At 55.7% G+C, this 22690-nt stretch carries 21 protein-coding genes and 4 pseudogenes; 12 read left to right on the top strand and 13 right to left on the bottom strand.

The genetic code is table 11. The features are described 5' to 3' along the window. Positions 1–320: 320 nt before the first annotated feature. On the bottom strand, positions 321–938 hold the full coding sequence (locus AC4PS6_RS11630; protein ID WP_014719222.1) for a TetR/AcrR family transcriptional regulator: 618 nt from the start codon (positions 936–938) through the stop codon (positions 321–323). Positions 939–1072: 134 nt separating this feature from the next. Here AC4PS6_RS11630 and AC4PS6_RS11635 point away from each other — a divergent pair, with 134 nt between their 5' ends. Further along, positions 1073–1513, top strand: coding sequence for a hotdog fold domain-containing protein (locus AC4PS6_RS11635; protein ID WP_003192702.1), 441 nt, complete (start codon positions 1073–1075; stop codon positions 1511–1513). Positions 1514–2025: 512 nt separating this feature from the next. Further along, positions 2026–3888 (top strand): DUF3857 domain-containing transglutaminase family protein, encoded by a 1863-nt coding sequence (locus tag AC4PS6_RS11640; RefSeq protein WP_336827471.1) that lies wholly within the window; start codon positions 2026–2028, stop codon positions 3886–3888. Between the two features lie 126 nt (positions 3889–4014). On the opposite strand, the gene AC4PS6_RS11645 is transcribed toward AC4PS6_RS11640, so the two are convergent. Together AC4PS6_RS11645 and AC4PS6_RS11650 are read right to left on the bottom strand one after the other, a co-directional pair. After that, positions 4015–5325 (bottom strand): sensor histidine kinase, encoded by a 1311-nt coding sequence (locus AC4PS6_RS11645; protein WP_014719226.1) that lies wholly within the window; start codon positions 5323–5325, stop codon positions 4015–4017. Continuing rightward, the gene (locus tag AC4PS6_RS11650; protein ID WP_019817535.1) at positions 5318–5992 is read right to left on the bottom strand and encodes a response regulator transcription factor; all 675 of its coding nucleotides are present in this window, start codon (positions 5990–5992) and stop codon (positions 5318–5320) included. Before AC4PS6_RS11650 ends, AC4PS6_RS11645 begins: the two co-directional genes overlap by 8 nt. A gap of 137 nt (positions 5993–6129) precedes the next feature. Between AC4PS6_RS11650 and AC4PS6_RS11655 the strand changes: the two genes are divergently transcribed. The 5 genes and pseudogenes from AC4PS6_RS11655 (at position 6130) to AC4PS6_RS11675 (ending at position 9080) form a co-directional block, all read left to right on the top strand. After that, positions 6130–6303, top strand: a complete 174-nt coding sequence (locus AC4PS6_RS11655; protein ID WP_014719228.1) for a hypothetical protein — start codon at positions 6130–6132, stop codon at positions 6301–6303. After that, on the top strand, positions 6284–6631 hold the full coding sequence (locus AC4PS6_RS11660; protein WP_197900889.1) for a hypothetical protein: 348 nt from the start codon (positions 6284–6286) through the stop codon (positions 6629–6631). Before AC4PS6_RS11655 ends, AC4PS6_RS11660 begins: the two co-directional genes overlap by 20 nt. A 302-nt stretch (positions 6632–6933) precedes the next feature. Beyond that, positions 6934–7503: a type 1 glutamine amidotransferase family protein gene (locus AC4PS6_RS11665; RefSeq protein WP_032903716.1), complete on the top strand. Its 570-nt coding sequence runs from the start codon at positions 6934–6936 to the stop codon at positions 7501–7503. Between the two features lie 93 nt (positions 7504–7596). Continuing rightward, a pseudogene (locus tag AC4PS6_RS11670) lies at positions 7597–7947 on the top strand (conjugative transfer ATPase); the annotation flags it as partial. A gap of 236 nt (positions 7948–8183) precedes the next feature. Beyond that, positions 8184–9080 carry a ribonuclease H1 domain-containing protein gene (locus tag AC4PS6_RS11675; protein ID WP_032903718.1) on the top strand — a complete coding sequence of 299 codons (897 nt, stop codon included), beginning with the start codon at positions 8184–8186 and terminating at the stop codon, positions 9078–9080. Between the two features lie 379 nt (positions 9081–9459). Here AC4PS6_RS11675 and AC4PS6_RS11680 read toward each other — a convergent pair whose 3' ends face one another. Next, the gene (locus AC4PS6_RS11680; protein WP_492180833.1) at positions 9460–10050 is read right to left on the bottom strand and encodes an SH3 domain-containing protein; all 591 of its coding nucleotides are present in this window, start codon (positions 10048–10050) and stop codon (positions 9460–9462) included. Positions 10051–10545: 495 nt separating this feature from the next. Between AC4PS6_RS11680 and AC4PS6_RS11685 the strand changes: the two genes are divergently transcribed. The 5 genes and pseudogenes from AC4PS6_RS11685 to AC4PS6_RS11705 form a co-directional block, all read left to right on the top strand. Beyond that, a complete protein-coding gene (locus tag AC4PS6_RS11685) occupies positions 10546–10878 on the top strand; it encodes a carboxymuconolactone decarboxylase family protein (RefSeq protein ID WP_014719234.1) in 333 nt (110 codons plus the stop codon). Between the two features lie 45 nt (positions 10879–10923). Beyond that, a complete protein-coding gene (locus AC4PS6_RS11690; RefSeq protein ID WP_108538346.1) occupies positions 10924–12030 on the top strand; it encodes an alkene reductase in 1107 nt (368 codons plus the stop codon). A gap of 30 nt (positions 12031–12060) precedes the next feature. Continuing rightward, positions 12061–12279, top strand: coding sequence for a tautomerase family protein (locus AC4PS6_RS11695; RefSeq protein ID WP_014719236.1), 219 nt, complete (start codon positions 12061–12063; stop codon positions 12277–12279). A 107-nt stretch (positions 12280–12386) separates the two neighbouring features. Next, positions 12387–12593 (top strand): annotated as a pseudogene (locus AC4PS6_RS11700) (NAD(P)H-dependent oxidoreductase); the annotation flags it as partial. Between the two features lies 1 nt (position 12594). Continuing rightward, positions 12595–12925: pseudogene (locus tag AC4PS6_RS11705) on the top strand (glutathione-regulated potassium-efflux system protein KefC); the annotation flags it as partial. Positions 12926–12956: 31 nt separating this feature from the next. Here the strand turns inward: AC4PS6_RS11705 and AC4PS6_RS11710 are convergent. From AC4PS6_RS11710 to AC4PS6_RS11750, 9 genes and pseudogenes are all read right to left on the bottom strand, one after another. Next, positions 12957–13286: a thioredoxin family protein gene (locus AC4PS6_RS11710; protein ID WP_038450968.1), complete on the bottom strand. Its 330-nt coding sequence runs from the start codon at positions 13284–13286 to the stop codon at positions 12957–12959. Positions 13287–13351: 65 nt separating this feature from the next. Continuing rightward, positions 13352–14050 carry a DsbA family oxidoreductase gene (locus AC4PS6_RS11715; protein ID WP_014719238.1) on the bottom strand — a complete coding sequence of 233 codons (699 nt, stop codon included), beginning with the start codon at positions 14048–14050 and terminating at the stop codon, positions 13352–13354. Between the two features lie 6 nt (positions 14051–14056). After that, a pseudogene (locus AC4PS6_RS11720) lies at positions 14057–14407 on the bottom strand (TetR/AcrR family transcriptional regulator); the annotation flags it as partial. 132 nt (positions 14408–14539) lie between these two features. Continuing rightward, the gene (locus AC4PS6_RS11725; protein WP_019817523.1) at positions 14540–15313 is read right to left on the bottom strand and encodes an SDR family NAD(P)-dependent oxidoreductase; all 774 of its coding nucleotides are present in this window, start codon (positions 15311–15313) and stop codon (positions 14540–14542) included. 72 nt (positions 15314–15385) lie between these two features. Continuing rightward, positions 15386–15940: an OsmC family protein gene (locus tag AC4PS6_RS11730; RefSeq protein ID WP_014719240.1), complete on the bottom strand. Its 555-nt coding sequence runs from the start codon at positions 15938–15940 to the stop codon at positions 15386–15388. Positions 15941–16637: 697 nt separating this feature from the next. Then, positions 16638–17198, bottom strand: a complete 561-nt coding sequence (locus AC4PS6_RS11735) for a TetR/AcrR family transcriptional regulator (RefSeq protein ID WP_014719241.1) — start codon at positions 17196–17198, stop codon at positions 16638–16640. A gap of 340 nt (positions 17199–17538) precedes the next feature. Next, the gene (locus tag AC4PS6_RS11740; RefSeq protein ID WP_103452252.1) at positions 17539–18633 is read right to left on the bottom strand and encodes an HlyD family secretion protein; all 1095 of its coding nucleotides are present in this window, start codon (positions 18631–18633) and stop codon (positions 17539–17541) included. Then, positions 18626–20263: an MFS transporter gene (locus tag AC4PS6_RS11745; protein ID WP_336827309.1), complete on the bottom strand. Its 1638-nt coding sequence runs from the start codon at positions 20261–20263 to the stop codon at positions 18626–18628. Before AC4PS6_RS11745 ends, AC4PS6_RS11740 begins: the two co-directional genes overlap by 8 nt. Before the next feature lie 39 nt (positions 20264–20302). Continuing rightward, on the bottom strand, positions 20303–22639 hold the full coding sequence (locus tag AC4PS6_RS11750; protein WP_103452254.1) for a membrane-bound PQQ-dependent dehydrogenase, glucose/quinate/shikimate family: 2337 nt from the start codon (positions 22637–22639) through the stop codon (positions 20303–20305). Between the last annotated feature and the right edge of the window lie 51 nt (positions 22640–22690).

Genomic DNA, 22690 nt, shown 5'->3' on the forward strand with positions numbered 1-22690 from the left:
CAAATGTGGGAGCTGTCGAGCCCCAGCGAGGCTGCGATGGCGGCGGCACAGGCAAAATCTTCAGCGCCTGAACCACCGCTTTCGCAGCCTCGCTAAAGCTCGACAGCTCCCACAGGGGATCGGCGGTGTATGTGAAATATCGGTTTGCAGGACCATCGCGCCAAACACAATTCTCGACAATAACACCGCCCAAATGTGGGAGCTGTCGAGCCCCAGCGAGGCTGCGATGGCGGCGGCACAGGCAACCTCTTCAGCGCCTGAACCACCGCTTTCGCAGCCTCGCTGAAGCTCGACAGCTCCCACAGGGGATGGAGGACTGACTAACCCAGGCTGATCGACTTCCACGCGGCTTCAGCCAGCAGTTCGCGGTACTCAAAGGGGCTTTTTTTGACCTTCGCCGACAGCCACGCACGCGAGTAGCTTTCGGCCGCGCCAATGATCAGCGAAGGGATAAGTTCTGCGGGCAAATGACTGAAGTGCTCCTTGCGCCCTTCCCCGCCCATCCACTCCTTCAACTGCTGGTTGCGCTGCTTGTTGCGGGCAATCAACTCGTCCTTGAACGGCCCGCTGGACACGGCGAAACGGCTCTGGAAAACAAACCGCGCCCAGTCCGGCTGGGCGGTGACCCACTCAACGTAGCTGTACACCAGGCCGACCACACCGGCATGGGCCGTATCCGCCGCTTGCAGGTAGTGGTCACGCAGGGCGGCTTGGTCTTCCAGCGCAGCGAAGAACAGCGCGGCGACCAGCCCTTCCTTGTTGCCGAAGTGGTGATAGATAGCCCCCACACTGGTGTCGCAGCGCGCACGAATGGTCTCGATGTTGGTCGCCTCGATGCCTGCCTCGTTAAAACAGGCCAGCGCCTCACGCAGGATGGTGCGTTTGAGGTCGCTGCGCCTGCCGGGGAAGGTGCGCTCAATGAGATCGATGGAGTGCATGGGAGAACGCCAAATCGAAATAGTTTATAGGCTGAGCGCCCAGCAGAGAAAGCTCAGGTTGACAGCCATGGAATCTACAGAATATTGTTCTGGTACAGAATATTATTCTGTAACTACCCTTTGAGGATATTCCGATGAGCCAAGCCCTGAGCATGTTCAATAGCGTAGGCCCCGCCGCATTCAGCAACCTGGCGTGCCAAATGGCGCCCTACTTCAGCACCATCACTCCCGAGATCGCGGAGCTCAAACCCAACCATGCGGTGGTCACCGTGCCGTTTCGCAAGGAAATCACCAACCACCTGGCCTCGGTGCATGCCATCGCACTGTGCAACGCCGCCGAACTGGCCGGCGGCATGATGACCGACGCGTCGATCCCCGCAGGCGCACGCTGGATTCCCAAAGGCATGACTGTGGAATACCTGGCCAAGGCGAAAACCGATATCCGCGCTGTTGCCGATGGCAGCGCTATCGATTGGCAGACTGCGGGGGACAAGATCGTGCCGGTCGAGATTTTCGATGCGGGTGGCGTCAAGGTCTTCACCGCCCACATCACCATGAATGTGAAGCTCGCTTAGGTAATCGGCCGGCCCAGGCAGTATCAGCTACGCAGCATCTGCAATGCGTGACTGGACGCCTGGTGCGGTCGACGATGCACTGCGAAGCGGTGCGGATTGCCGTGGTGGTATCGCCGGCGACGTGCGGCATCAATTGCGCATCGGCAATACCGCCAACGGCGAGCTGAACCGGTCTTTTCCAGGGCGAAGGTATCAATGGCGAACGCCTTATCGGCATATCAAATAAGAGGACGGGAAAGATCATCGGCCGTCAAAAAAATACCTCTTCTCCCAAGAGACACGGATCAAAGCTTTTAACTTTCTGATTAACCAGCGCTAAATAAAATCCTTCGAAAACGTCTTACTCAATGGGAAGTCTCGGCACACATAGCGTGCGAGAGAAACCTAAAAATCTTCATAACCCCTGAACGTCAGCCAATTGAGTAGGCGAAGCACTTGCGAGTCCTATCCATCGGCTTATTCAGGAACACACGGCCGGTGAAATGGCGCCCCCCTAGCTCAGAAGGATCTCTATGCAAAGCCTCCCGCTCTCTTCGTTACGCCTGTTCGGTGTGCTGGCAGTCACGGTCTGCGCGCTGTTGACGACGCCAGCCCGTGCCGATTACACCGACCTTTCCCTGACCCACGAAAAAAACATCCAGTCCTACGTCGTGAACCCCGACGGTAGCTTTGTGCTGGATGTCGAACGGGTTATGCGGATCAATGAAGAGCGCGCGATCACCTCCAACGCCCAGCGCTCTGTGACCTACAATCGCACCCTGGAAACTCTGGATATTGTCGAGGCCTACACTCTCAAATCCGATGGCCGCAAAGTCGTGGTAACACCAGACCGGATCAAGGAGCAGCAGGAACTGGAGTCTGCCCAGGCGCCGATGTTTCAGGACTCGCGGGTCAAAGTGGTGATCTTCCCGGAGCTGCAAGTGGGTGATCGCATGGTTCTGCGGTACCAGCGCCATCGCAATACGCCGTTGTTTGCGGGGCAGTTCGAAGACCTTTTCTCGCCGGATTTCTACCAGAATGAGCAGGTGCGCCTGAGCTACGACATGCCCGCCGAAATGAAGCTGTACGCCGACTCACGGGGTTTCAAAGCGTCCACGCCAGCCAACGCCAACGGGCGAACGGTGTACCGCTGGGACGTGGAACAAACTAAGAAAAATCGCGTGGAAGATGGCTCCGTTGCCTACACCGACTACGGGCAACTGCTGGCCGTATCGACGTTCACCGACTACAAACAGTTTGCCCAGGCCTACGCTGCACGCGCACAGGTAGAAGTGACCCCGGCCATGACCCAACTGGCCAAGGAACTCACCGCCAACCTCGACAACCCACGCAGCAAGGCCTTGGTGCTGAGTGACTGGGTACGCAAGAACATTCGCTATGTGGCCGTGTACGTCGGTGCCGGTGGCGTGGTGCCGCATTCAGCGCAGGCGGTGCTGGATAACCGTTATGGCGACTGCAAAGACCATGTAGCCCTGCTTGAAGCGCTGCTCAAAGCCGTCGCCATTGAAAGCTCGCCCGCACTGATCAACGCCGGCAACGCCTACGTACTGCCCCAGGTGCCGACCCTGGGCGTGCTCAACCATGTAATCACTTATGTACCCAGCCTCGATCTGTACCTGGACTCCACCGCGACACCCATCTCCGCTGGCTACCTGCCTCTGCCCGAACTCGGCAAACCGGTATTGCTGACACAGACCGGTGAGCGTAAGCAGACACCGTCCCGCCAGCCTGGCAAAGTGGACACAACCATGGTGTTCAAGGTCAACACCAAAGGCGCTGCAGACTTTACCAATGACTCCACCATCGACGGTTGGGGCGCGGAGCTTAACCGCTTCATGCTCAAGGCCATGCAGCCAGCCGACCGTAATCAGTTGGTGCAACAGGTCCTGAGCATGTTTGGGCAATCCGGTAGCGGCGTGATCGAAACTGACGCTTTGGACAGTACTGCCAATACCTTCAAGTTCGCGATCAATGGCCACACCAGCAACCTGGTGAACCTGCCGGGCCCGACTGGGGTGCCTACCCTATCCAGCCTGGCCGGCGGTATTGGCCAGAGCGTGTTTTCCTTGATGGCCGAAAAGGAACGCACTCAGAACTTCTCCTGCCTTTCGAGTGAGATATCAGAAGTAGCGCGCCTGGAGTTCCCCGCCAAGGTGAAGATCCTCGCGGTGCCCAAGGCGGTGTCGGTGAAACAGGCGGGCTTCGACTATCGCTCGACCTATGTGAAGAAGGCCAATACGGTGCTGATCACGCGCCAATATGTGTTTAGCAAGCCAGAGATTCTCTGCACGCCGGAGGATTTTGCGGCCATGCAGCCGGCGATTGAAGGCATGGTCAACGATTTGAAAAGCCAGGTGATTGTGCAGACGTTGTAACGCCCTGGCCCTTCTTGCGTGTCAGTGGTTATGCACTGGCGCGCGGGAAGCGGGGACTGCATGCTGAGGCCTAGCTATAAAACCGTTCCTAACCCGGTTGGCGCTTCTGTGAGGCGCTATCAGCCTTTAACGTTCTGACTCGACAGCCCGCCCGCTCGTAAAATCAAGAATGACGGTAAACCTCTGTTGCTCACGGATCACCTCAATCTGCCAGCCCAGCTTTGCGCACAATTGCCGCATCAACTGCAACCCAAGACCATATCCATAGTCGTCGGATTCCTGCCGCGGCTTGGCCTCGTTGATGTAATTGGCAATCACCAGCCGGGGGTATTTGAAACTGATATCCACCGTGCCCTCTTCCGCGTATTGCAGCGCATTGCGCAGGAAGTTGCCGATCACGATACGACACGCCGTAGGGGGCAGTCGGCAAGGTTCGTTGTGGATGTCGATGCTCAGCTCAATATCTCGGTGACCGATCAGGTAGCGGTGTTTTTCAATCAGGTCGCCCACCAGCTCGCTCAGGTCAACGTCTTCTTCCGGCAGCGGCTCTGGACGCTCGCGACTCATCCACAGCAATGTCTCGGCGATCAGTTGCATATTCAGCACCGAGCGTTCTATGCGCTGCAATGAGGGTGGCAGCACACCGCCCGATTGCAGGGCCAACAATTCGATTGTGGCCTTGAGCACCGCCAGGGGCGTGCGCAGTTCATGGCTGGTGTAGCGCAACAGGCGGCCTTCGCGCTGGCTGGCGGCCTGCACCTGCTCAACACTTTTGGCCAGGGCATCAGCCAGCATGTTGAACTCCTTGAAACTGAAACCCGGCCGTGTGCCGGTCAGTGCCTCAGGGTCTTTGAGTGTGCCGGACCATTGCACCAGGCGCCCCAGCGGCCGAACCAGCCACCAGACCAGCAAGGCGATGATGATCAGCGCCGGCACGAAGACCGCCAGGCTGATGAACTTGACACTCTCTATGACCTGATCGAAATAGGCGTCAGACAACGGCGTCTCGACCTCTCCCCCTGCTTCCTTATCGTGATCGATGTCGTACATGTAGAGGATTTTGCCGTCACCCAGGGGCTGTTCGAGGATGATCTGGAAGGGCTCGTCGTCGTCATCGGAATAGAGATCGCCAAAGATATTCACCGCGCCGAAGGACAGGCTCGGCGATGTAGTGAGCAACTCGCGCACGTCCTGCGGCAACGCCTCCTTGCCGATGACGCTGGTGTAGAAGTAATTGTGCGGCGTCGGCGTGGTCGGGTCCTGTTTGTAATGCCGGAGAAAATACTGAGCTTCCTCCTCCATCATCGCGCTGGCCGTGTAGAACAGGCCGCGCACGGTGAATTCAGGCAGCAGCTTGCTGTAGATCACCAGCACCACCGCAATCAGACACAGGAAACTGCCGCTGATTACCCACTTCAGACTCAGGCCGTTACGCATGGGGTTTTACCTGAATGCCGACACCCGCCAGGGTATGGATCAACGGCCGGCCAAAGGGTTTGTCTACCGTCTTGCGCAGCCGATGCATATGTACTTTGAGCGAATTACTGTCGGGCGGCTCATCGCCCCAGATCTTCGCCTCCAGGCGCTCCCGAGAGACCGGTTGAGGACTTGCGCGCATCAGGTTTTCCAACAAGGTCCAACAGATGGGCGACAAATGCAGCTCCTGCCCTGCCCGGCTGACTTTACGCGTGGTCAGTTCCATCACTAGGTCGTCCACTTGCAGCCGACTGGTCTGGCCGCTGCGACGCAGGCTCAGGGCACGAATCCTGGCGACCAGTTCGGCCAGTTCGAACGGCTTGACCAGGTAGTCGTCGGCGCCAGCGGCAAAACTGGCGAGCTTGTCGGATAACGCGTCCAGCGAGGTCAGCATCAGGATCGGCGTTTGGATGCCTTGCTGGCGCAACCGATCGCATACCTGCTGCCCATCCAGTCGCGGCAGCATGATATCCAGGAGAATAACGTCGTAATGCTGATTGAGGGCCAGGTTAAGTCCGGTCTGACCATTACTGACGTGATCGCAGACGATGCCGCTGATCTCCAGGTACTCGATGACGGTGGTAGCCAGGTCCAGATTGTCCTCGACCAGCAGCAGATGAATATGCACGGAAAAAACCCCTCGGGCAGGCAGTGCGCAGCGGTGTGAAGAATAGCGGAAGTCGGGCTTTATCCCCCGATGTTTACCTGGCGTTAACCTGGTGCTGCTTAGGCTAAGGCTCTTCTTATCCAGAGCTCGTCACCGTCATGAACCTGTATTCGATGATCAAAGGGGTGCTGTTAGCCGTGATTTTCCTCGCGCTGATGGTGGGCATCCTTCCACAGCAAACTCAGCTGGTACGCATGGGAGGCAGTGGCTGGTTTCTGATTGGCCAGAATGTTGAGCAGACAGGGTCGTGTCATGTCGCCCGTGCGTCGTGATGAGCTGGGCGCCAACTATGCCAGCCAGTTGGTCGCCTGCGTGGTGCTGGTTATTGGTGTGGCGGTTTCGATGGGTGTCTATATCGCGCGCTTGAATGCGCACCTCGATGAGCAACGCGACCTGTCCTCGGTGTATCTGCCCGACTGCCCTGACGGCCGTGGTGGTTTTATGGTCTATCCCGATGACAGGCGCAGTGGTGACGAGTGCTACACCGCGCAGGAAGATGAGTCGATCGATGTCGATGAGCTGCAGCGGCTATCAGCCTGGAACCTTGCGCAACGGTTCGACTACCTCCTGCCTGCAGTTCAATCACCGCGCACGTTTTAGATGCACGGCCTTTATGCTTACCCAGTGCAGGCGCTGGGCCGCTCTAGAGCCGCTGCGCTGGAGGCAGACTTGCTGCGCAACGGCGAGCTGCGCAGCGCACCAGAACACCCTCTCAACCTTTCACGCCTGAATATACCGCCGCGTTGATCACTGTCATTGTTAGTTGAAACACATACTGCCAATCCTCCACCACACCACCCATCACCCCCGCTGGCGAGTACACTCGACGGCAATGCCCACCAGGACAACCCTGCTGGGCAGGTTGCTGCTGATTATCATGGAAACTTGAGAAGGACACTCAAATGGTACGTGCCGTTACTATTCTCACCGAGAATTTTTCTGACTGGGAGCCCGCGCTGATCAATTCCACGGGCCGCGCCTACTATGGCTTCGAGACTTGTTTTGCCGCTCCCGGTGGCAAGCAAGTAACATCATCCGGAGGCATGACCATCATTCCCGACCTGGCCATCGAGGCCATTCGGCTGGACGATGTCGACTTGCTGATTGTGCCGGGAGGCCCGATCTGGAGAACAGACAACGCCCCCGCCATCGAGGCGCTGGTCCGTGAGGCTCACGCCAGGAACATCGTCGTGGCGGGAATCTGTGACGGTACCCGCGTACTCGCCAAGGCTGGAGTGCTGGATCACTTGCAGCACACCTCCAATTCCGCTGACAACCTCAAGCAGGTGCATTATCGCGGAGCAGATTATTACCAGGACGTACCGTACGCCGTTGCCGACCAGGGTGTGGTCACGGCTCCTGGCAGCGCGCCGGTCAGTTTCATGGCGCAAATTCTCGACACCTTGGGTTTGAACGACAAGAAGCTGGATGCCTACCTGGCCATGCATGCGGCTGAACATATTCACGGCTGAACCCTTTCCCTCTATCTCTCCCCCTCACCTCGGCGCTGCGGCCAGTTACCGGGCCGTAGCGCGCGTCACCGTTGAACCGCCCCTCCAATACTCAAAGCGGCAGAACCGTTGCTGAACATGATTGAGTGGTGGATATGTCTGGACATGCCGCCTGACGAGGTCAACAAAATCGCCCGGTTCCGCGAACTCAATGATGCTCAAAAAGCGCTGATGCTTTCAGCTCGTAAGGAGTCAGGGAAACTCACGGAGGGGGTTATTCTGTCGAAGTCCACGGAGGTGCTGTTTCGGGCGGTACCGCCGAGCCTTTACTTGGCGATGGCGATGACTGGGCCAGAAGAGAAAGCTTAGCGATTCAGACTGATGAATGTGCATGGAATGAGCGAGCTGGACGCCGCTATGGCAGTGGCTAGAGCCATTCACCACAGGCGCGGCATGCTCTTTTAAGGTGGAGTTCAGTAGCAGACCTAGAACTTCAGGAGCGAGGCATTAAACATTATCGTCCAGCCAAATCTCATAATTCCGGCTCATGGGAAGTATCAATTGCAGGGGCAAGGCTCGCCATCGTATCGTCGATCGTGCTGATCCGCCTTTACCGGACAGCATCTATTTCGTCCAAGGGCAATGGATGGACGAATAGCTATACGTAAAACAGGGAAGAAGACTGAAGAAGGTTGCTCCTCATGGCAAAAAAACCTCGTTTTTACGCAGTGGTGCATGGCCGCCAGACGGGCATTTTCAACAAATGGGAAGGCGGTGCCCGCCTTGCTATCGATCACTTTCCGGGCGCTGATCATCGAGCCTTCAGATCACTTGAGCTCGCAGAAGAATGGTACCGGCAGAACACACGCAATCCACACTCCTGCCACTCTCCCATCTACCACTTTAACTCTGAAATCTTAGGAGCTGCATCGAGCGACGTACCCTTTCAAAAAGCGCTAGACGGCACCAGTCCGAAACGAATCATCGTTTACGCAATCGTGGACCCTGAGACTGAGGAGCCATTTTATGTTGGCGAGACCGGAAATTTTGCTCGTCGTCAGCAAGCCCACCTAAGAACCGCACATGAAAAAACAAAACGAGCCGCAGCGAAAATCGCGCAAATTCTGGCAAAGGGCCAAGTACCTGCATTCAAGGCTATTGAGTTTTGTGACTCTAAAATGGCGGCGCTAGAAGCCGAGACTAAGTGGATCAAACATTATGTCGAGAGGGGGTACACCGTCTGGAATCGCTTAAGAGAACACCGTGAGATCCAGGAGCTCCATAGCGCGCCCCAGACACCCATGGATAAAATAATAGGAGACGGTCCTATTAACCTAGGCCGCCATCACTATCCCTCTCGATTTGAGCTCAAGACCAAGTTACGCCGCTACCTTTCGGGAGAACCATTCGGCCGAGTCGCGCACCCTGTAGCGATCGAAAAACTCAGCTTGATATGGGGTACAACAAAGCAGAGCGGTCCTGCGAGCGAGTTCTGGGTTGTACCTGGTCATCCGCATCGACGACTGCATGCGGTCATCGATGGCATCACTGTCGATTTCGACTATACGGCAGCGATAGACCGAATCCGTGGAGATTAAAAGCGTGCCACTAATACCCATGTGACGCGCTACCTTCTTGGTTCACGGGAGCTCATCTGGCTTCCGCAGTAGCACTGCAACAGAGCGACTAATTTAGTTCAAAAGGAGAGGCAGTTGAAACACTTTGTAAAAAAGCCTGCATTTCTGCAGGCTTTTCTCTATCTGGCTCCACGACCTGGACTCGAACCAGGGACCCAATGATTAACAGTCATTTGCTACCTGTTAGTCAAACCGGTGCCACGAAAAACGTGGTAGAGACATAGAAACGCTGTGTAGCGCGAGCGCATGAACGCATCACGCCATGAAAGTTAGTCGCGTTGGATTAGCTTGTCAAAGCAGGGTAACTCATTGGGCTGTAGGAAAAGCAGACGGTAATCGCTCATACGCCATACCGCTTGTTACCGCCAGAGGTAATGCAGTATCGACCACCCCTAGGCCCTATACACACGTTTCCAGAGGAACAGGGGCACGAGGAGCCGTAAGCTGGAGTCTGTTGGCGAGCAGGCTGTACTGGCTGAGTCACTGGTTTGCGTTTCGAAACGAAGTAGCAGCCCGACCCGCTGCACAGGCTTTTTGACGAAAGCCACTTCGGTGATTGACCATCAATACTGATGCGTGCCCAATCGTTGCGCGTCTCGAAAGCCTGAACCTTTTCCCCGCGCTTCAGCTTCGAGACGACCTTACCGCTTGGTTGATTCCGGACATTGAGATTATCAGCGCTTACAAAGTGCTCAGTCGCAGAGACAGGGGCCGGCGTTGAGGGTGATGGAGAGGTCGACTCAAACGTACTCGGCGCGCTCAGAACGCCTGACTGTGCGGGGGCTGAAGGCGTGTCCTTCTTCCCCACTGCCCACAGGACGGCAAAAACAAGCAGGAGCGGGACAAACCATGACCGGGACTTCTTGCGTATATCCATTGCTCTCATTCGGCACGTATTACAACGGGTGTCTTCCTGACCAACCTGACGCATCACCTATTGCGAGCTTAGCCAATCTTCCGTTTTTTGCAGTCAACCTAATTTCGAAAGCTTGGTTTTTCCCTGATCCAGTATCTCGAGCAGACGCTGCATCGCATCATTAGAAAGAAACCATTTGGCTCTTTCTGCGTTGCAGTGTTTTGGATCGCTCAACGCCCATTCACCACCCTGTCCGCCGCAGCTATGTGGTGGTCAGCTATGAAGGTCTGATGCCCTTTGAAAATCCCCAATTGCTCGGTCGCATCAGTGAAGCTGGTGTCACCCAAAAAACGCAGTGGCATGGCATGGTTGAGTTGCTAAACAAGCCTCCAGCTAGCTAAGCGATATTTCTCACTCGAACTCTCCTTCCAAAAAAACAGCGTAAAGCCGCCTATTAAATTGCATTGATATTAAAAATCACCCCAGACTCGTTGAAACCCTACCAACTGGATGGTAGCTTTGTTTCAGATCTTAAATATCTGCAACCAACGACATCCCTGTGAGAATCCCATGCAAGACTGGAAGCAAACCCGAAAAGACATCAACACTCGTTTGATAGAGCTGAATGGCTTGTCACCTGAAACCATGAAGGGTATGGCTGCTCTCGGTGCCGCCGGAAGCAAAACCCATCATCTAGACGCCAAGACTCGCGAACTCATCTCCCTCGCAGTGGCCGTGACGACTCGCTGCGATGGCTGCATTGCATTTCACGCCGCTGAAGCAAAGAAGCTCGGTGTAACCAGTGAAGAGGTCGCCGAAGCACTGGGTGTAGCTATCAACATGAATGCCGGTGCCGCGCTGGTGTACAGCACCCACGTACTCGACGCGTTCGATAAGTCCTAATTCAAACGCCGATGTTCTTCCCCTTCAACGACGTCGAGATTAATTATGAATACGCTGTTCGCACCTTACGATCTGGCCGGTACTCCGCTGAAAAACCGTGTTGTCATGGCCCCAATGACTCGCACCCGAACCTTGAACAACATTCCGAATGAATCCAACGCGCTTTACTACGCGCAACGAGCTTCCGCCGGCTTGCTGATCACAGAAGGCCTGCCTATTTCCGATGAGGCTCGCGGCTATCTGTACACCCCTGGCATTTACGAAGATGTGCACTTACCAGGCTGGCGCAAAGTGACTGACGCGGTGCACGCCAAGGGCGGGAAGATTTTTGCGCAGCTCTGGCACGTAGGCCGTATGTCCCACACCTCGGTACACGGCATGGTGCCAGTCTCCTCGGGCACGGTGCCTGCGGTAGATACCACGGTGTATGCCTGGATCGAACCAGGTAAATCTGGCCCGGTACAGCCAAGCACACCACGTGCGCTGGAAACTGAAGAAGTGAAACGCGTCATCGCCGACTTCGTGAAGTCCGCAAGGATGGCCATTGACGCCGGCTTTGACGGTATCGAAATCATGGCAGCCAACGGCTTCCTGTTCGACCAATTCCTGAGCAGCGCCCTGAACACTCGTACTGATCAGTACGGAGGCTCTATTGCGAACCGTCAACGCTTCCTGCTGGAGACCATTGATGCGATTGCTGCTGAAATCGGCGGATCGAAGATTGGCGTTCGCTTCTCTCCGTTTGGTCGACTGTATGACTTCGGGGTGTACGAAGGCGAAGAAGAAACCTGGATGAGTATGGCGGCTGCCCTCAACGAAAGAGAGCTGGCATTTGTTCACCTGAACTACCAACCGACCATCCTCGCCGCGCAAACGCCACCAGGTTTCGGCGCTGCATTCCGTGAAGCGTACAAGGGCACCTTGATGGCTGCGGGCGGCTTCACCAAAGAGATTGCAGAGTCTGAGTTGGCCAAAGGCGAGCTAGATCTGATCGCCTTTGGCACCGCCTACATTGCCAACCCTGATCTAGTAGAGCGCATGCAGAACAATTGGCCATTGGCCGAGGGTGATCGCGCGACCTACTACGGCGTAAGCGGTTCGATTGATAAGGGCTACACCGACTATCCGGAATACGCAGCGGCCAAAGCCTGATATTCCTTCACAAACATCTAGGAGAACACCATGCCACTCGTAACTATCAAAGGGATTGAAGGCGTTTTTTCCGACGAGCAAAAAGCTGAGGTGATTCGCAAAGTGACTGACGCTATGGTGTCGGTTGAAGGCGAAAACATGCGCGCTCTCACGTGGGTCATCTTCGAAGAGGTAAAAAGTGGAGACTGGGGTATTGGTGGCAAACCTGTGACCACCCAAGAAGTATTGAAGCTGCAAGCCGGCGAGTAAGGCTTCACCTTCAGATCATTAGCTTCCTGTTATTTGAGTGCGGCCATGCTCAACGAACAGGGAGCTTTTCCGTTCTTGGAGAACGCCAGGTTTGTGGGGACTACTCCGTGATTCTGATCATTTACGCCCATCCTTACCCTGACAAATCCAACGTCAACATGTTGATGCTCAATCTGGCAGCCAGCAATCCCGCTGTCGCAATCCGTTCGCTGTACGACCTCTACCCCGGTTTCAATATCGACGTTCAAGCTGAGCAGAGAGCGGTGGAACAGGCGGATCTCCTCGTTCTGCAACACCCGCTGTACTGGTATAGCTATGGGGCACATCATTACCCTACGTCAGATGGGTGTGGAAGAAGTCGAGCGAGAAACATTTGAAAGCGCATTGCCCCTCGGGCGCCGGGGTTTTGGAGCAACTCGGGATAGGACGCTACGAAGCTCGTGAGCGTGCGGATCGATTCCGCCGCCTGAATTTGGAGATGCTAGAGGAGATGGCCGCTCAGGCCCAAGACGATACCGAATTCAAGTATGACGCTTACAAACGAGCCAACGCTTTACTAACGGAAATATTCAATGAAGACCGCGCTCATCCAAGTGATGCTGGCCCAGGAAAAGTGAGCCTTGCGCATAGGGAGACAGGTAGCTGATTTGGCTTATAGGTCGCGGAGGGATGCTTGGTTAGCTAGCATCTTCCAGCTCAGTGATGATTGCTTTTTTCAAGGCCGAGACCGATTTAGACCCAGCGAAGACTTTCAACAGTCGGCCTTCATGAAACACCGCCAACGACGGCACAGAGCGGATGCCGTACATCTGCGCGATTGTCGGAGACGCCGCGATATCGATCTTCCCAAAAACTGCTAGAGAGTGGAGCTTTTCCTCCAGCTCAATGAAGATTGGCTTCATTTCTTTACAGGGTTTGCACCAAGAGGCTGAGAACATTACGACACTGCTTCCTTTGGCTACGAAGCGGGCAAATTGGGGAGCGCTCAATTCAACGATACGGCTCATTGGGATCTCACATGTTGTGTTAAGGAAAAGGGGGCACCTTCTGAGTACCCCCGTTCCGTTGTCCATCAAATTTCGCAGCCATCAATGCCGCAGACTTGACCCATCAATGAGCTATCCCCGGTTCTCGCTTTAGCAACCATTTGATCCAGCGCTTCAAGAAAGATCGCTTCTGGCTGAGCACCTGACACCGAGAACGCGTTGTTGAAGACAAAAAGTGGCACGCCGGAACCCAGTTGGGCTGCGAAATGCTCGTCCTCTAGCATCTCAACACGCAGCTCCACGGATGACCGCGCCAACTGAATTGATTCATCGGGCACACCTGCCTCCTTCGCAATCGCCTCCAAATTGACGCGATCAAAAAGCGACTTGCCGTGACTGGTACTTTGCTCGTACAGCGCCTCAACAAGGCGCTTTTTCACTGTCGTGTCTTCAACTGCTTTCACCAGGATATGAGCATCCGCTGTGTCACCAAACATCATGGTGTCGAAGCGATAATCCAGCCCGTCAGCCTGGCCATATTTACTGACCGTACTCATCATCGCCGCTGCGGAGTCTGGGTTGCCGAGTTTACGTTTCAGTGCCGCGATCATCGGTTCAGGGGCGTGATTTGCAGCCAGTCGATAGGCCCGAATGTTGACCTGTACATCGTCCTTCTGCGGTAAGTTTTCGAGTGCTTTTTCAAAACGACGCTTGGCAATCCAGCACCAGGGACACACATAATCAGACCAGATATCGACTACATATTTTTTCGAAGGGGTTTGCATATTTTTTCCTGCACGGAGAAGTGAAGATTGCATTGCGGCCATTTCAAGCAAATGGTTAAAGCCAGCCAACGGGTCGGCTGAGCGACCCAATGTCCAATCAATGAGGCTTGCTCCCTCCAACATGCTCAGAAGCATGAAAGCGAAGTGCTCAACAGATGTTCCCAGCGATCAGCTGTGCTGCCGGACGGCGTCATTGAGGGTGCTTTGGAGCCAAGTGAGCTGCGAATTGAAGAATTCCCTTGTGAGCCCTTGGAGCGACAAAGGCAACGCAGCGATTTGCGCCGCCAAGGCGCCGCATAACGGCAGCAGCCCCTCATTCGCGCTGATCACAAAAAGTCGGGAAAAAGCCTGTAAGCGGTTTCCGCGTAGCTCAGCAGCGCGGCTTTTGATGGACACTTGAAACTCCTACAACCAGCACCCTTGTCACCGGAGCGGCGTGCTGCAGAGCGCCCCAATGAGAGGCGCTACACGCAGAGCTTGCCTCGGTGTTTAGGCACGCACCGCCATCACCCCTGCATCGACGTCCCAGATAGCACCAGTCACCCAGGAGGTTTTATCGGAGAGTAAGAAGAGGATGGTGTTGGCGACGTCTTCAGGAACACCGACTCGACCCAGTGGGTGGAAGTCGTTCAGCGACTTCATCGCATCCGGGATCGCGTCCTTATCCATGAAACCTTCATAGATCGAGGTGTGAACGATGCCTGGCGAAACGGCATTGACTCGGATACCTGAGGGAGCCAATTCAATTGCCAGGTTTCGGGTGACTGCGTGCAGGCCCGCCTTGGCCATCGAATAAGCGGTTGCTGGAGAGCCGGCCAGCGCGGCCTGCGCGCCAATCGAACCGACGTTAACAATGGAGCCTTCGCGCTTGGCAGCAAGCATATTCTTGACCACGGCCTGCGTGATAAAGAATGTGGCGCGGTTCAGATCCAAGTACATGTCGTAGTCAGCCTCATCGTGCTCGATGAAAGGCTTCGGAATGAATATGCCTGCAGAGTTCACCATGAAGCCGATGTCACTGTGGTTGGCATTGATTTCGTTGCGTACATGATTCATCCCTTCCTCGGTCATGAGGTTGGCAACGATCACTGATACGGTCCCCAACTGACTCAGCTCGGCGCGCACAGCATCGGCTTTATCCTGTTTGCTGCCGGTGAGAACCACGCTGCCACCTGCCTTTAAAAACTGGCGCGCTGTTTCCAGGCCCATGCCGCTCGTGCCGCCAACAACCAACAGTTTTTTACCTGCAAAAAAATCGCTCATTACAGACTCCGGTATTAGATTCGTAAGAGGTCGCCAGCGGCAAGGTGCCGCGCTGACCTATGGCCAGAACGGTTAGCCTTCGATGACTTCGAGCTTAGGGAGCATGCGAATGGCTTTAGAGAAGTTTGCGTAGTTGACCGAAGTCTTGAGCACTACGTTGTGCAGCTCCTCTACACGCTCACGGGAGGCGTCGGTTTGCAGGCGAATGACGACACTCACCTCGTCGTAGCCTGGGTTAACGCTTTCGTCGATGCCTAGGAAACCGCGCAGGTCGAGGGTGCCGTCAGTCTCGATCTCCAGGCTGTGAATCTTGATGCCCATCATCGCGGCATTGGCGGCATAGCCGACCGACATGCAGGCGTTGAGAGCAGCCATCAGCAGCTCCTGAGGGTTGGGCGCGGTGTTCTCGCCAAGCAATTCATTCGGCTCATCGGCTGCAATTTCAAAATCGCGGGAATAGGTTTCACCAGCCAAGCTGTAACGGCTGACTTTGGCTACAGAACGGGTCTGACCCTTCCAAGCAGTCTTAACGTTGAAGCTTGCGTGGCGCTTAGTCGCATCACCAGCAACGCCTTCGGCGAAATTCTGGAGTGCGGCGACATCGATACCATTCAGATTGCTGCTCATTGGACGTTCCTCTTCAGATAAGCCGGACGATTCGACCGGAAGAGAAACAAGCCTACCAAGTAGTAGGTTGACTTACAAGGAAGATGACGATACCAATAGCTTCGAAAAGCTAGGCTGCATAGAGGATTTGGGAATATTGATGACAACACAGTGGGAGTCGTGACCGACAGAATCACTCCGAGAGTGACGCCAGCACAGGTCATCTCACAGCTCTAAGCATCAGGTTTGTTTTATGTAACTGTACGAATTGATGGCACAAGACCGTCTCCGCATAGATATAAAATCAAGGAGGTTTATCGCTGTTTATGCCCCAGGCCACGTATTGGGACGAGATGGAGCTTCGTTTCAAGAGGTCACTTTGAACGCAGCCAAGAGCGCGGTCGCCGCTAAACATGGGCGGTACTGTACAATTCGCGGTCAGGAAAAAGCGCCGCCTACAAGCAAACCTCCCCGTCATTGGATGCAAATCTACCGCACACCAGATAATACCGAGTGATCTATCTGGTAGTTTTAGTCTGCGCTAATTAAGACAGCGTAGATTGGCTCGCGACCCCGAATCAAATAATTCAAGGCCGCCTGCTCTTGGCAGGCGATCAAGTCGGGAGACTATTGGAATATGTACCAAAGATACAGCGATGAAAGACGCCCCCGGGCAGAGAGTGCAGCGGTAGAGTCTATAAACGTAATTGCTACGTCTTTAGTGACGAAGGGTAGATAAAATCAAATCAAATCCCGAAGATCTCTCGTAATCATCGCTCATCGCCCAAGAAACAAAGCTCGCACCTTCTAAAGTGTTCAATATGAACCTTGAAACCCTGATTACATCCAGTTCGGCTTTAAGCTCTCCTCGATCTTGACCCTGCTTAATATTTTCTTGGAGCCAAGTGAGATGGATCTCAAAGAATTCCTTTGTCACTTCTTTGAGGCTTTCAGGCAGGGCCATAAGCTCTGCGGCCAAGGCTCCACAGAGTGGAAGCATCCCGTTCAGGCTGCTGTGAGCGAACATCAAGGCGAAGGCATTCAGCCGGTCGACAACACTGACGTGTTCATCATTGATAGCGTCCAGCTGCTTTTTAAACCGGAACAGGTAGCTCTCGACGATGGCAATTGCCAAGCCTTCCTTGGTGGGGAAGTGATGATGAATACTCGCCTTTTTAATGCCGATGTCGTCCGCAAGGTCGGCATAGCTGAAGGCCGCATAGCCTTTCGTGCGCAGCAGAACCTCGGCGCTGGTCAAAAGGTCTGAACGTGTACTCATGATGCTGCATCCAAATTTATCATCCTGGCATCATAAATTAGTCACACCTCATAAGACAGCGTTCGCCGAACGCTGAACTGAGCTACCGATGTGATTGCCGATTTCGTGTGCATGCCCTAAGCCGCATGAACCTCCTCGAATAGCCAATCTTGAAACGCTCTCAACCTCGGCACGCTCGCATATTTTTTACACGGGACAACGTCGTGGCAAAGTAAAGCACCCTCAGATTACGGGGCACGTGTGCCCTACGGGAAAGCCGGACCTGGGACCCACTACCTGTCCATACGCTCCAGGGGGCTCTCAACAGCAACTGAATGCTGATGGCCCACTACCCGCCTCCTCACCGATGACGCGTATCGACATCGACCTCAACCGACATGCCCGGGCGCAGCGAAGACTCGAAAGGCTGGTCTGGATCAACAGATATGCGCACCCCGATACGCTGCGGTACCTTGACGAAATTGCCCGTTGCATTGTCCGGCTTGAGCACCGCGAATTCCGAGCCCGTCGCTGGTGAGAGCCGCTCGACATGCCCCGTTAGCGTCGCCCCTCCTAACGCATCAATCCTGAGCGTCGCGATCTGGCCGGGCGCAATAGCCTTAGTCTGCGCCTCCTTGTAGTTCGCGACTATCCAGTGATCAGCGGGCACTACCGACATCAATTGTGTCCCGTGGGTCACGAATTGGCCCAACCGCACGCCCACTTCTCCGAGCACGCCATCCTCCGGCGCCTGGATGACCGTGTGATTAAGATCAATCTGAGCCGCACGCAGTTTTGCCTGTGCCACCCGCACCTGGGCTTCCAGACCTTCACGGCCGACATCCACGGTACGCAACTCCTCCCGAGCAATCGACTCTTGCGCACCCGCCTGCTGTACCTCGGCCTGGGCTTGACTGAAATCGGCTCGTGCCTGGTCGCGCTCGCGCGTAGAAATGGCGCCATCCATGACCAACGCGTTTGCGCGCTGCATGTCAGCGCGGGCACGCAATAAGCGCGCCTGCGCACCGGCCATAGCTGCAACATGACTCTCGATGCCCGCCATGCGAGCAGCGTGCGCCTGCTGGTTGTTGGAGAGGTCGGCATTGGCGACGCCAAGATTGGCCGTCGCCTCATCTACCTGCGCCTGATAGACCTCATCGTCAATACGCACAAGGACCTCGCCTCGCTTGACCTGCGCGAAATCTTGCCCGGCCACCTGGACGATATAGCCGCTGACCTGAGGGGCAATCACCGTGGTTCGCCCCCTCACATAGGCGTTATCTGTCTGTTGCAGACCTGCGTCAAAAGGCGGCAACTTCCAGATGTACAGGACGATCGTAATAACGCCAATCGCAGCCAGCACCATGATGATGCCTTGCAAACGGCCCCGGGGCGGGGGCGACCAATGAGAAGCAGTGTGTTCAACATCCGATGGAACAGTCATGGAATCAGTCATTTACGTTCTCAGGCTCGCGACGGATGCGCGAGAGGAAAAAAGCCGACATCTGCAGATAAAACACATACATCGCGGTGCCAAAAGCCAGCACTGACACCATGCGAAAGACGTCATTGAATGCCAGTACGCTAGCCTGTTGCTGCAACGCTTGTCCTAGCAGCTTGCTGCTCTGTTTCTGGCGCTGTTCCGGGTCGGCTATATGACTCGAAAGCAACGCCTCGCCAATGCCGAGGCGCGCTACGACAAGGGGATTGGTGATCGGCGCACTGTCCGCCAGGCTAGCGATATGGGACTGGGTTCTGATGAACTCGTAGCTGCCCATTACAGCCGACCCTGCCAGGCTGCCGATACTCTGGCTCGCCCCGTACAGGACCACGAGCGTGATCATGTACTGAGGTCCCTTCGCGAACAGTTTGAGAAAGCCAAAGATCAAGGCAGGCCCGATGAACAGCGTCGCACCGAACCCAATCAAACACTGGCTCAGGTACAGTTGCGGCGCACGCGTGAGGCTGGTGGATTGCGAGTCCAGATACGCTCCCGTTGCGATAAACAACGCCGCGACCATGACCTGCCAGGGGATACGTTTGGGCGACAACGTCAGGCAAGCGACGACGATCCCCATCAGCATCGACACCAGTACGCACGCAAACAGGACACGCAACTGATCGTTATTGAGCCCGCCCATTGATAGCAAACCTACCGAGCCGAAAGTCTGCTCGGCCAGCGATAGCCGAACCAGCAGCGCAATCGCAACAAAACGCATCAAGTCGAAACTGCCCAGCCATTCCAATTGCAACAGCGGCTGAAGCCGACGTCGTTCAATGAACACCACCGTCACCAGCAACGAGATAGCCGCCACCAGCATCCAGCCGAGAAAGGGCGCGTCGGTCCACCAATAGCTCCGGCCGAGGCCAAGCACACCGGCAAACAGCAGGAAGGATGAAACCAGCAATACAATCACGACTGCGTCCGAGGCAGAAAACACGCTGGCCCTATCACTGCGTGGCAAAGGCACCGCCAACGTCACACCCAACACCGCCATACCAATGCCCAGATTCAACAAGTGCAGCCCCAACCAATGTTCCGAGGCGAGAAACTCCACGGGAATCATGCGCGCCACCGGCGATCCTATCTGGGTAAGCCCTACGCTGATAATCAGGGCCATCGGCTGGGCCGATGGGGCTAGGGCCTGCATCAGATAATAGGTACTCAAGGCGATCAACGTCGCGCACATCAAGCCGTTGATCGCCGTGGCAATGACCGCAGTTGTCAAAGTGGGCCACAGTAACTGCAGCACACAGGCAGCGATGTAGGTACCGACAATGCTTGCCGTGACCAAAGGGATTCCGAACTGCATCCGGGCCTTGACCAAGGTCAGGTTGGCGCTGGCATTGATCGCCAAAAAAACTGCCACCAACCATGAGACCTGAGCCGTGTACTCGCCAATAGAGCCAGAGATTACGCCTAGATTGCTCGCCACCAGGCCGTTGCACAGCGTCGTGCAGGTCCCGAGGAATAAGCCTACGACAAAATATATGCCACGCCTGGCCGGCGACAGCCTGGGCTTATAAGGACTGCCCGCCATCGCCGGTTTCTCGTCAGCTTTGAACACGTATTCAGCGCTGGCCATGTACAGGTAACGCCTTCTTTTGCTGTCGCTGCAGACGCTTCACGGTTGGGATGTCGGAAGGCTGAAGGCCATTACATAGTCACCGGTGTCGGGAGAATGCGCTGCCCCGCCTACGGAAATGACAACGTACTGTTTGCCCGTCGTCGGCGAGACGTAGGAGATCGGCGTGGCGCTGGCGCCGACCGGTAACTCATGTTCCCAGACGAGTTTGCCACTTTGCCCGTCGTATGCCCGGATGTAGTAGTCCTGATAACCGGCAAAGAATACGAGGCCGCCTGCCGTGGTCATCGTTCCTGCATAAGTTGGCATGCCCATGGGCATGGGCAGGTGTGATGCGATACCCAGTGGCCCCAATTGCTCTGTGGTGCCAGCCGGCACTTGCCAGGCCACCTTGTGCGTATTCAGATCGACCGCCGTGACGGTCCCATAGGGTGGCTGGTTGCACGGAACCCCTAGGGATGACATCCAGATATAAATGGCTTGACCGTAAGGTGTTTTCAACTGCGGTGACGGCCCATGTCCGCTCACCTCGATCTGGTGGGTTTTTGTCCAAGTATTGAATTCATCACGAGGCATCAGCCAAAAGATGTTCGGCACCCGGATATCGTTCATGTAAGCCAGATGATTAACGGGGTCGTAGGAAACGCTACCCCAGTTGAATCCTCCGATATTGCCGGGCTGATCCAGCGCCTTGGTCAGACCGATCGGCGTGAAGTCTCCCTCGTAGCGCAGTTGCTTGAACATGATGCGGCACATGAGTTGGTCGAACATGGTTGCCCCCCACATCTTCTTCTCGGTGAGGTGTTCGGCACCGATAGTCGGCATCCCTACCGAATAAGGCTGTGTAGACGAAAGCTTTTCTTCAGGTACCGCACCGGCCGTAGGCACGGGCTTTTCGACGACGTCCGCAATCGGCTCCCCGGTGGCGCGATTTAGCAGGAAAAGCTGGCCACGCTTGGTGGTTTGCAATACCCCGGGGATGGTTCCGCCTTGGCCGTCAGGCAAATCGACCAGCGCGGGTTGAGAAGGCAAGTCGTAGTCCCAGATGTCGTGATGGACGGTCTGGAATTTCCATTTCGGGCGGCCCGTCATGATATCGAGGGCGACAAGGGAAGAGTTGTATTCATCCGAGTGCGGTGGTCGCTCCATGCCGAAAAAGTCCGGCGTGGCATTTCCCAGCGGCGCATAGATAAGACCCAACTGGTCGTCATAGGCAGCGGCGGTCCACATGTTGGGCGTGCCGGGCGTGTAGGTCTGCCCCGCCGGTGGCAAGCCGGTTATGTCCGGGTTGCCCAGGTCCCACGCCCATGCCAGTGCGCCGGTGCGGGCATCAAAGGCGCGGATCACGCCTGACGGCTCACCGCGGCTGTAGTTATCAACTACCCAGCCACTGATAATAATGTAGTCGCGCGCCACCAGCGGCGCGGAAGTCTGAAAGTAGAACCCAGGCTTAACGTCGCCCATGCCCTGCTTCAGGTCGACGACGCCGTCGCTGCCAAAACCTGGGCACTGCTTGCCGGTCTTGGCATCTAGTTCGATCAGGCGCGCATCGATGGTGGAATTGACGATTCGTTCCGCACAGACGCCATCAGCCGGCGCCTCCTTGAGCTTGTAGTAACCCAGGCCGCGGCAACGGTTCCAGATAGGAGATGCACTATGGGTATCGAATTTCCAACGTTCTACCCCCGTATCTGCATCGATGGCAGCAATGCGATCATCGGGTGTGCAAGTGAACAACGTATCTTCAATTTGCAATGGGGTGTTCGAATCCACGGCGCCCTTGTCCAACTGGATCTTCGCGCCGGTACGATAGGTCCAGGCCACTTTCAGGTCCTGAACGTTGTCACGGTTGATCTGCGTAAAGGGCGCGTAGCGCGTACCCGCAGTGGTTCGGCCATATGCGGACCAATTTGAAGGCGTGGTGTTTGTGGCTGCTGCAGTAAAAGGTGTGCCCGAGACAGGCGAGACGACACCATGTGGAGTAAAGGCAAACCCAAAGAACACAGCCGTCCCTAATAGCGCTAGTACACCCAGGCCGCGTATCCGGCGCCGGGAGTCCGCAGGCGACCAAGTGGATAACAGGAGCAAGCCGATGCTCGCCATCGCTGCCGGTACGAGCAGGCGTGGAAACAGCGCCCAATAGAACGTGCCTGACTCCCAGAGCGCCCACGGAACACTCAGCACGGCAACCGCTACCAGCAGCCATACTCCACAAACTTGCCTACGCCAAAGCATGACGCCAGCGCTCAGATAGGCCCATCCGGCCAGCACGTAATAAAACGATCCGCCAAGGGTTAAGAGGTAAGCTCCACCTAACAATAGCCCCAGCCCCATCAAGGCAACTAGGCTGGCAAAAATACGATTTATCGAGGTCACAGTTGAACTCCTATACGCTAAATGGCTCTCAGACTTGGTGATGATAGTGTT

The organism is Pseudomonas sp. DW-iso17 (assembly GCF_058725345.1).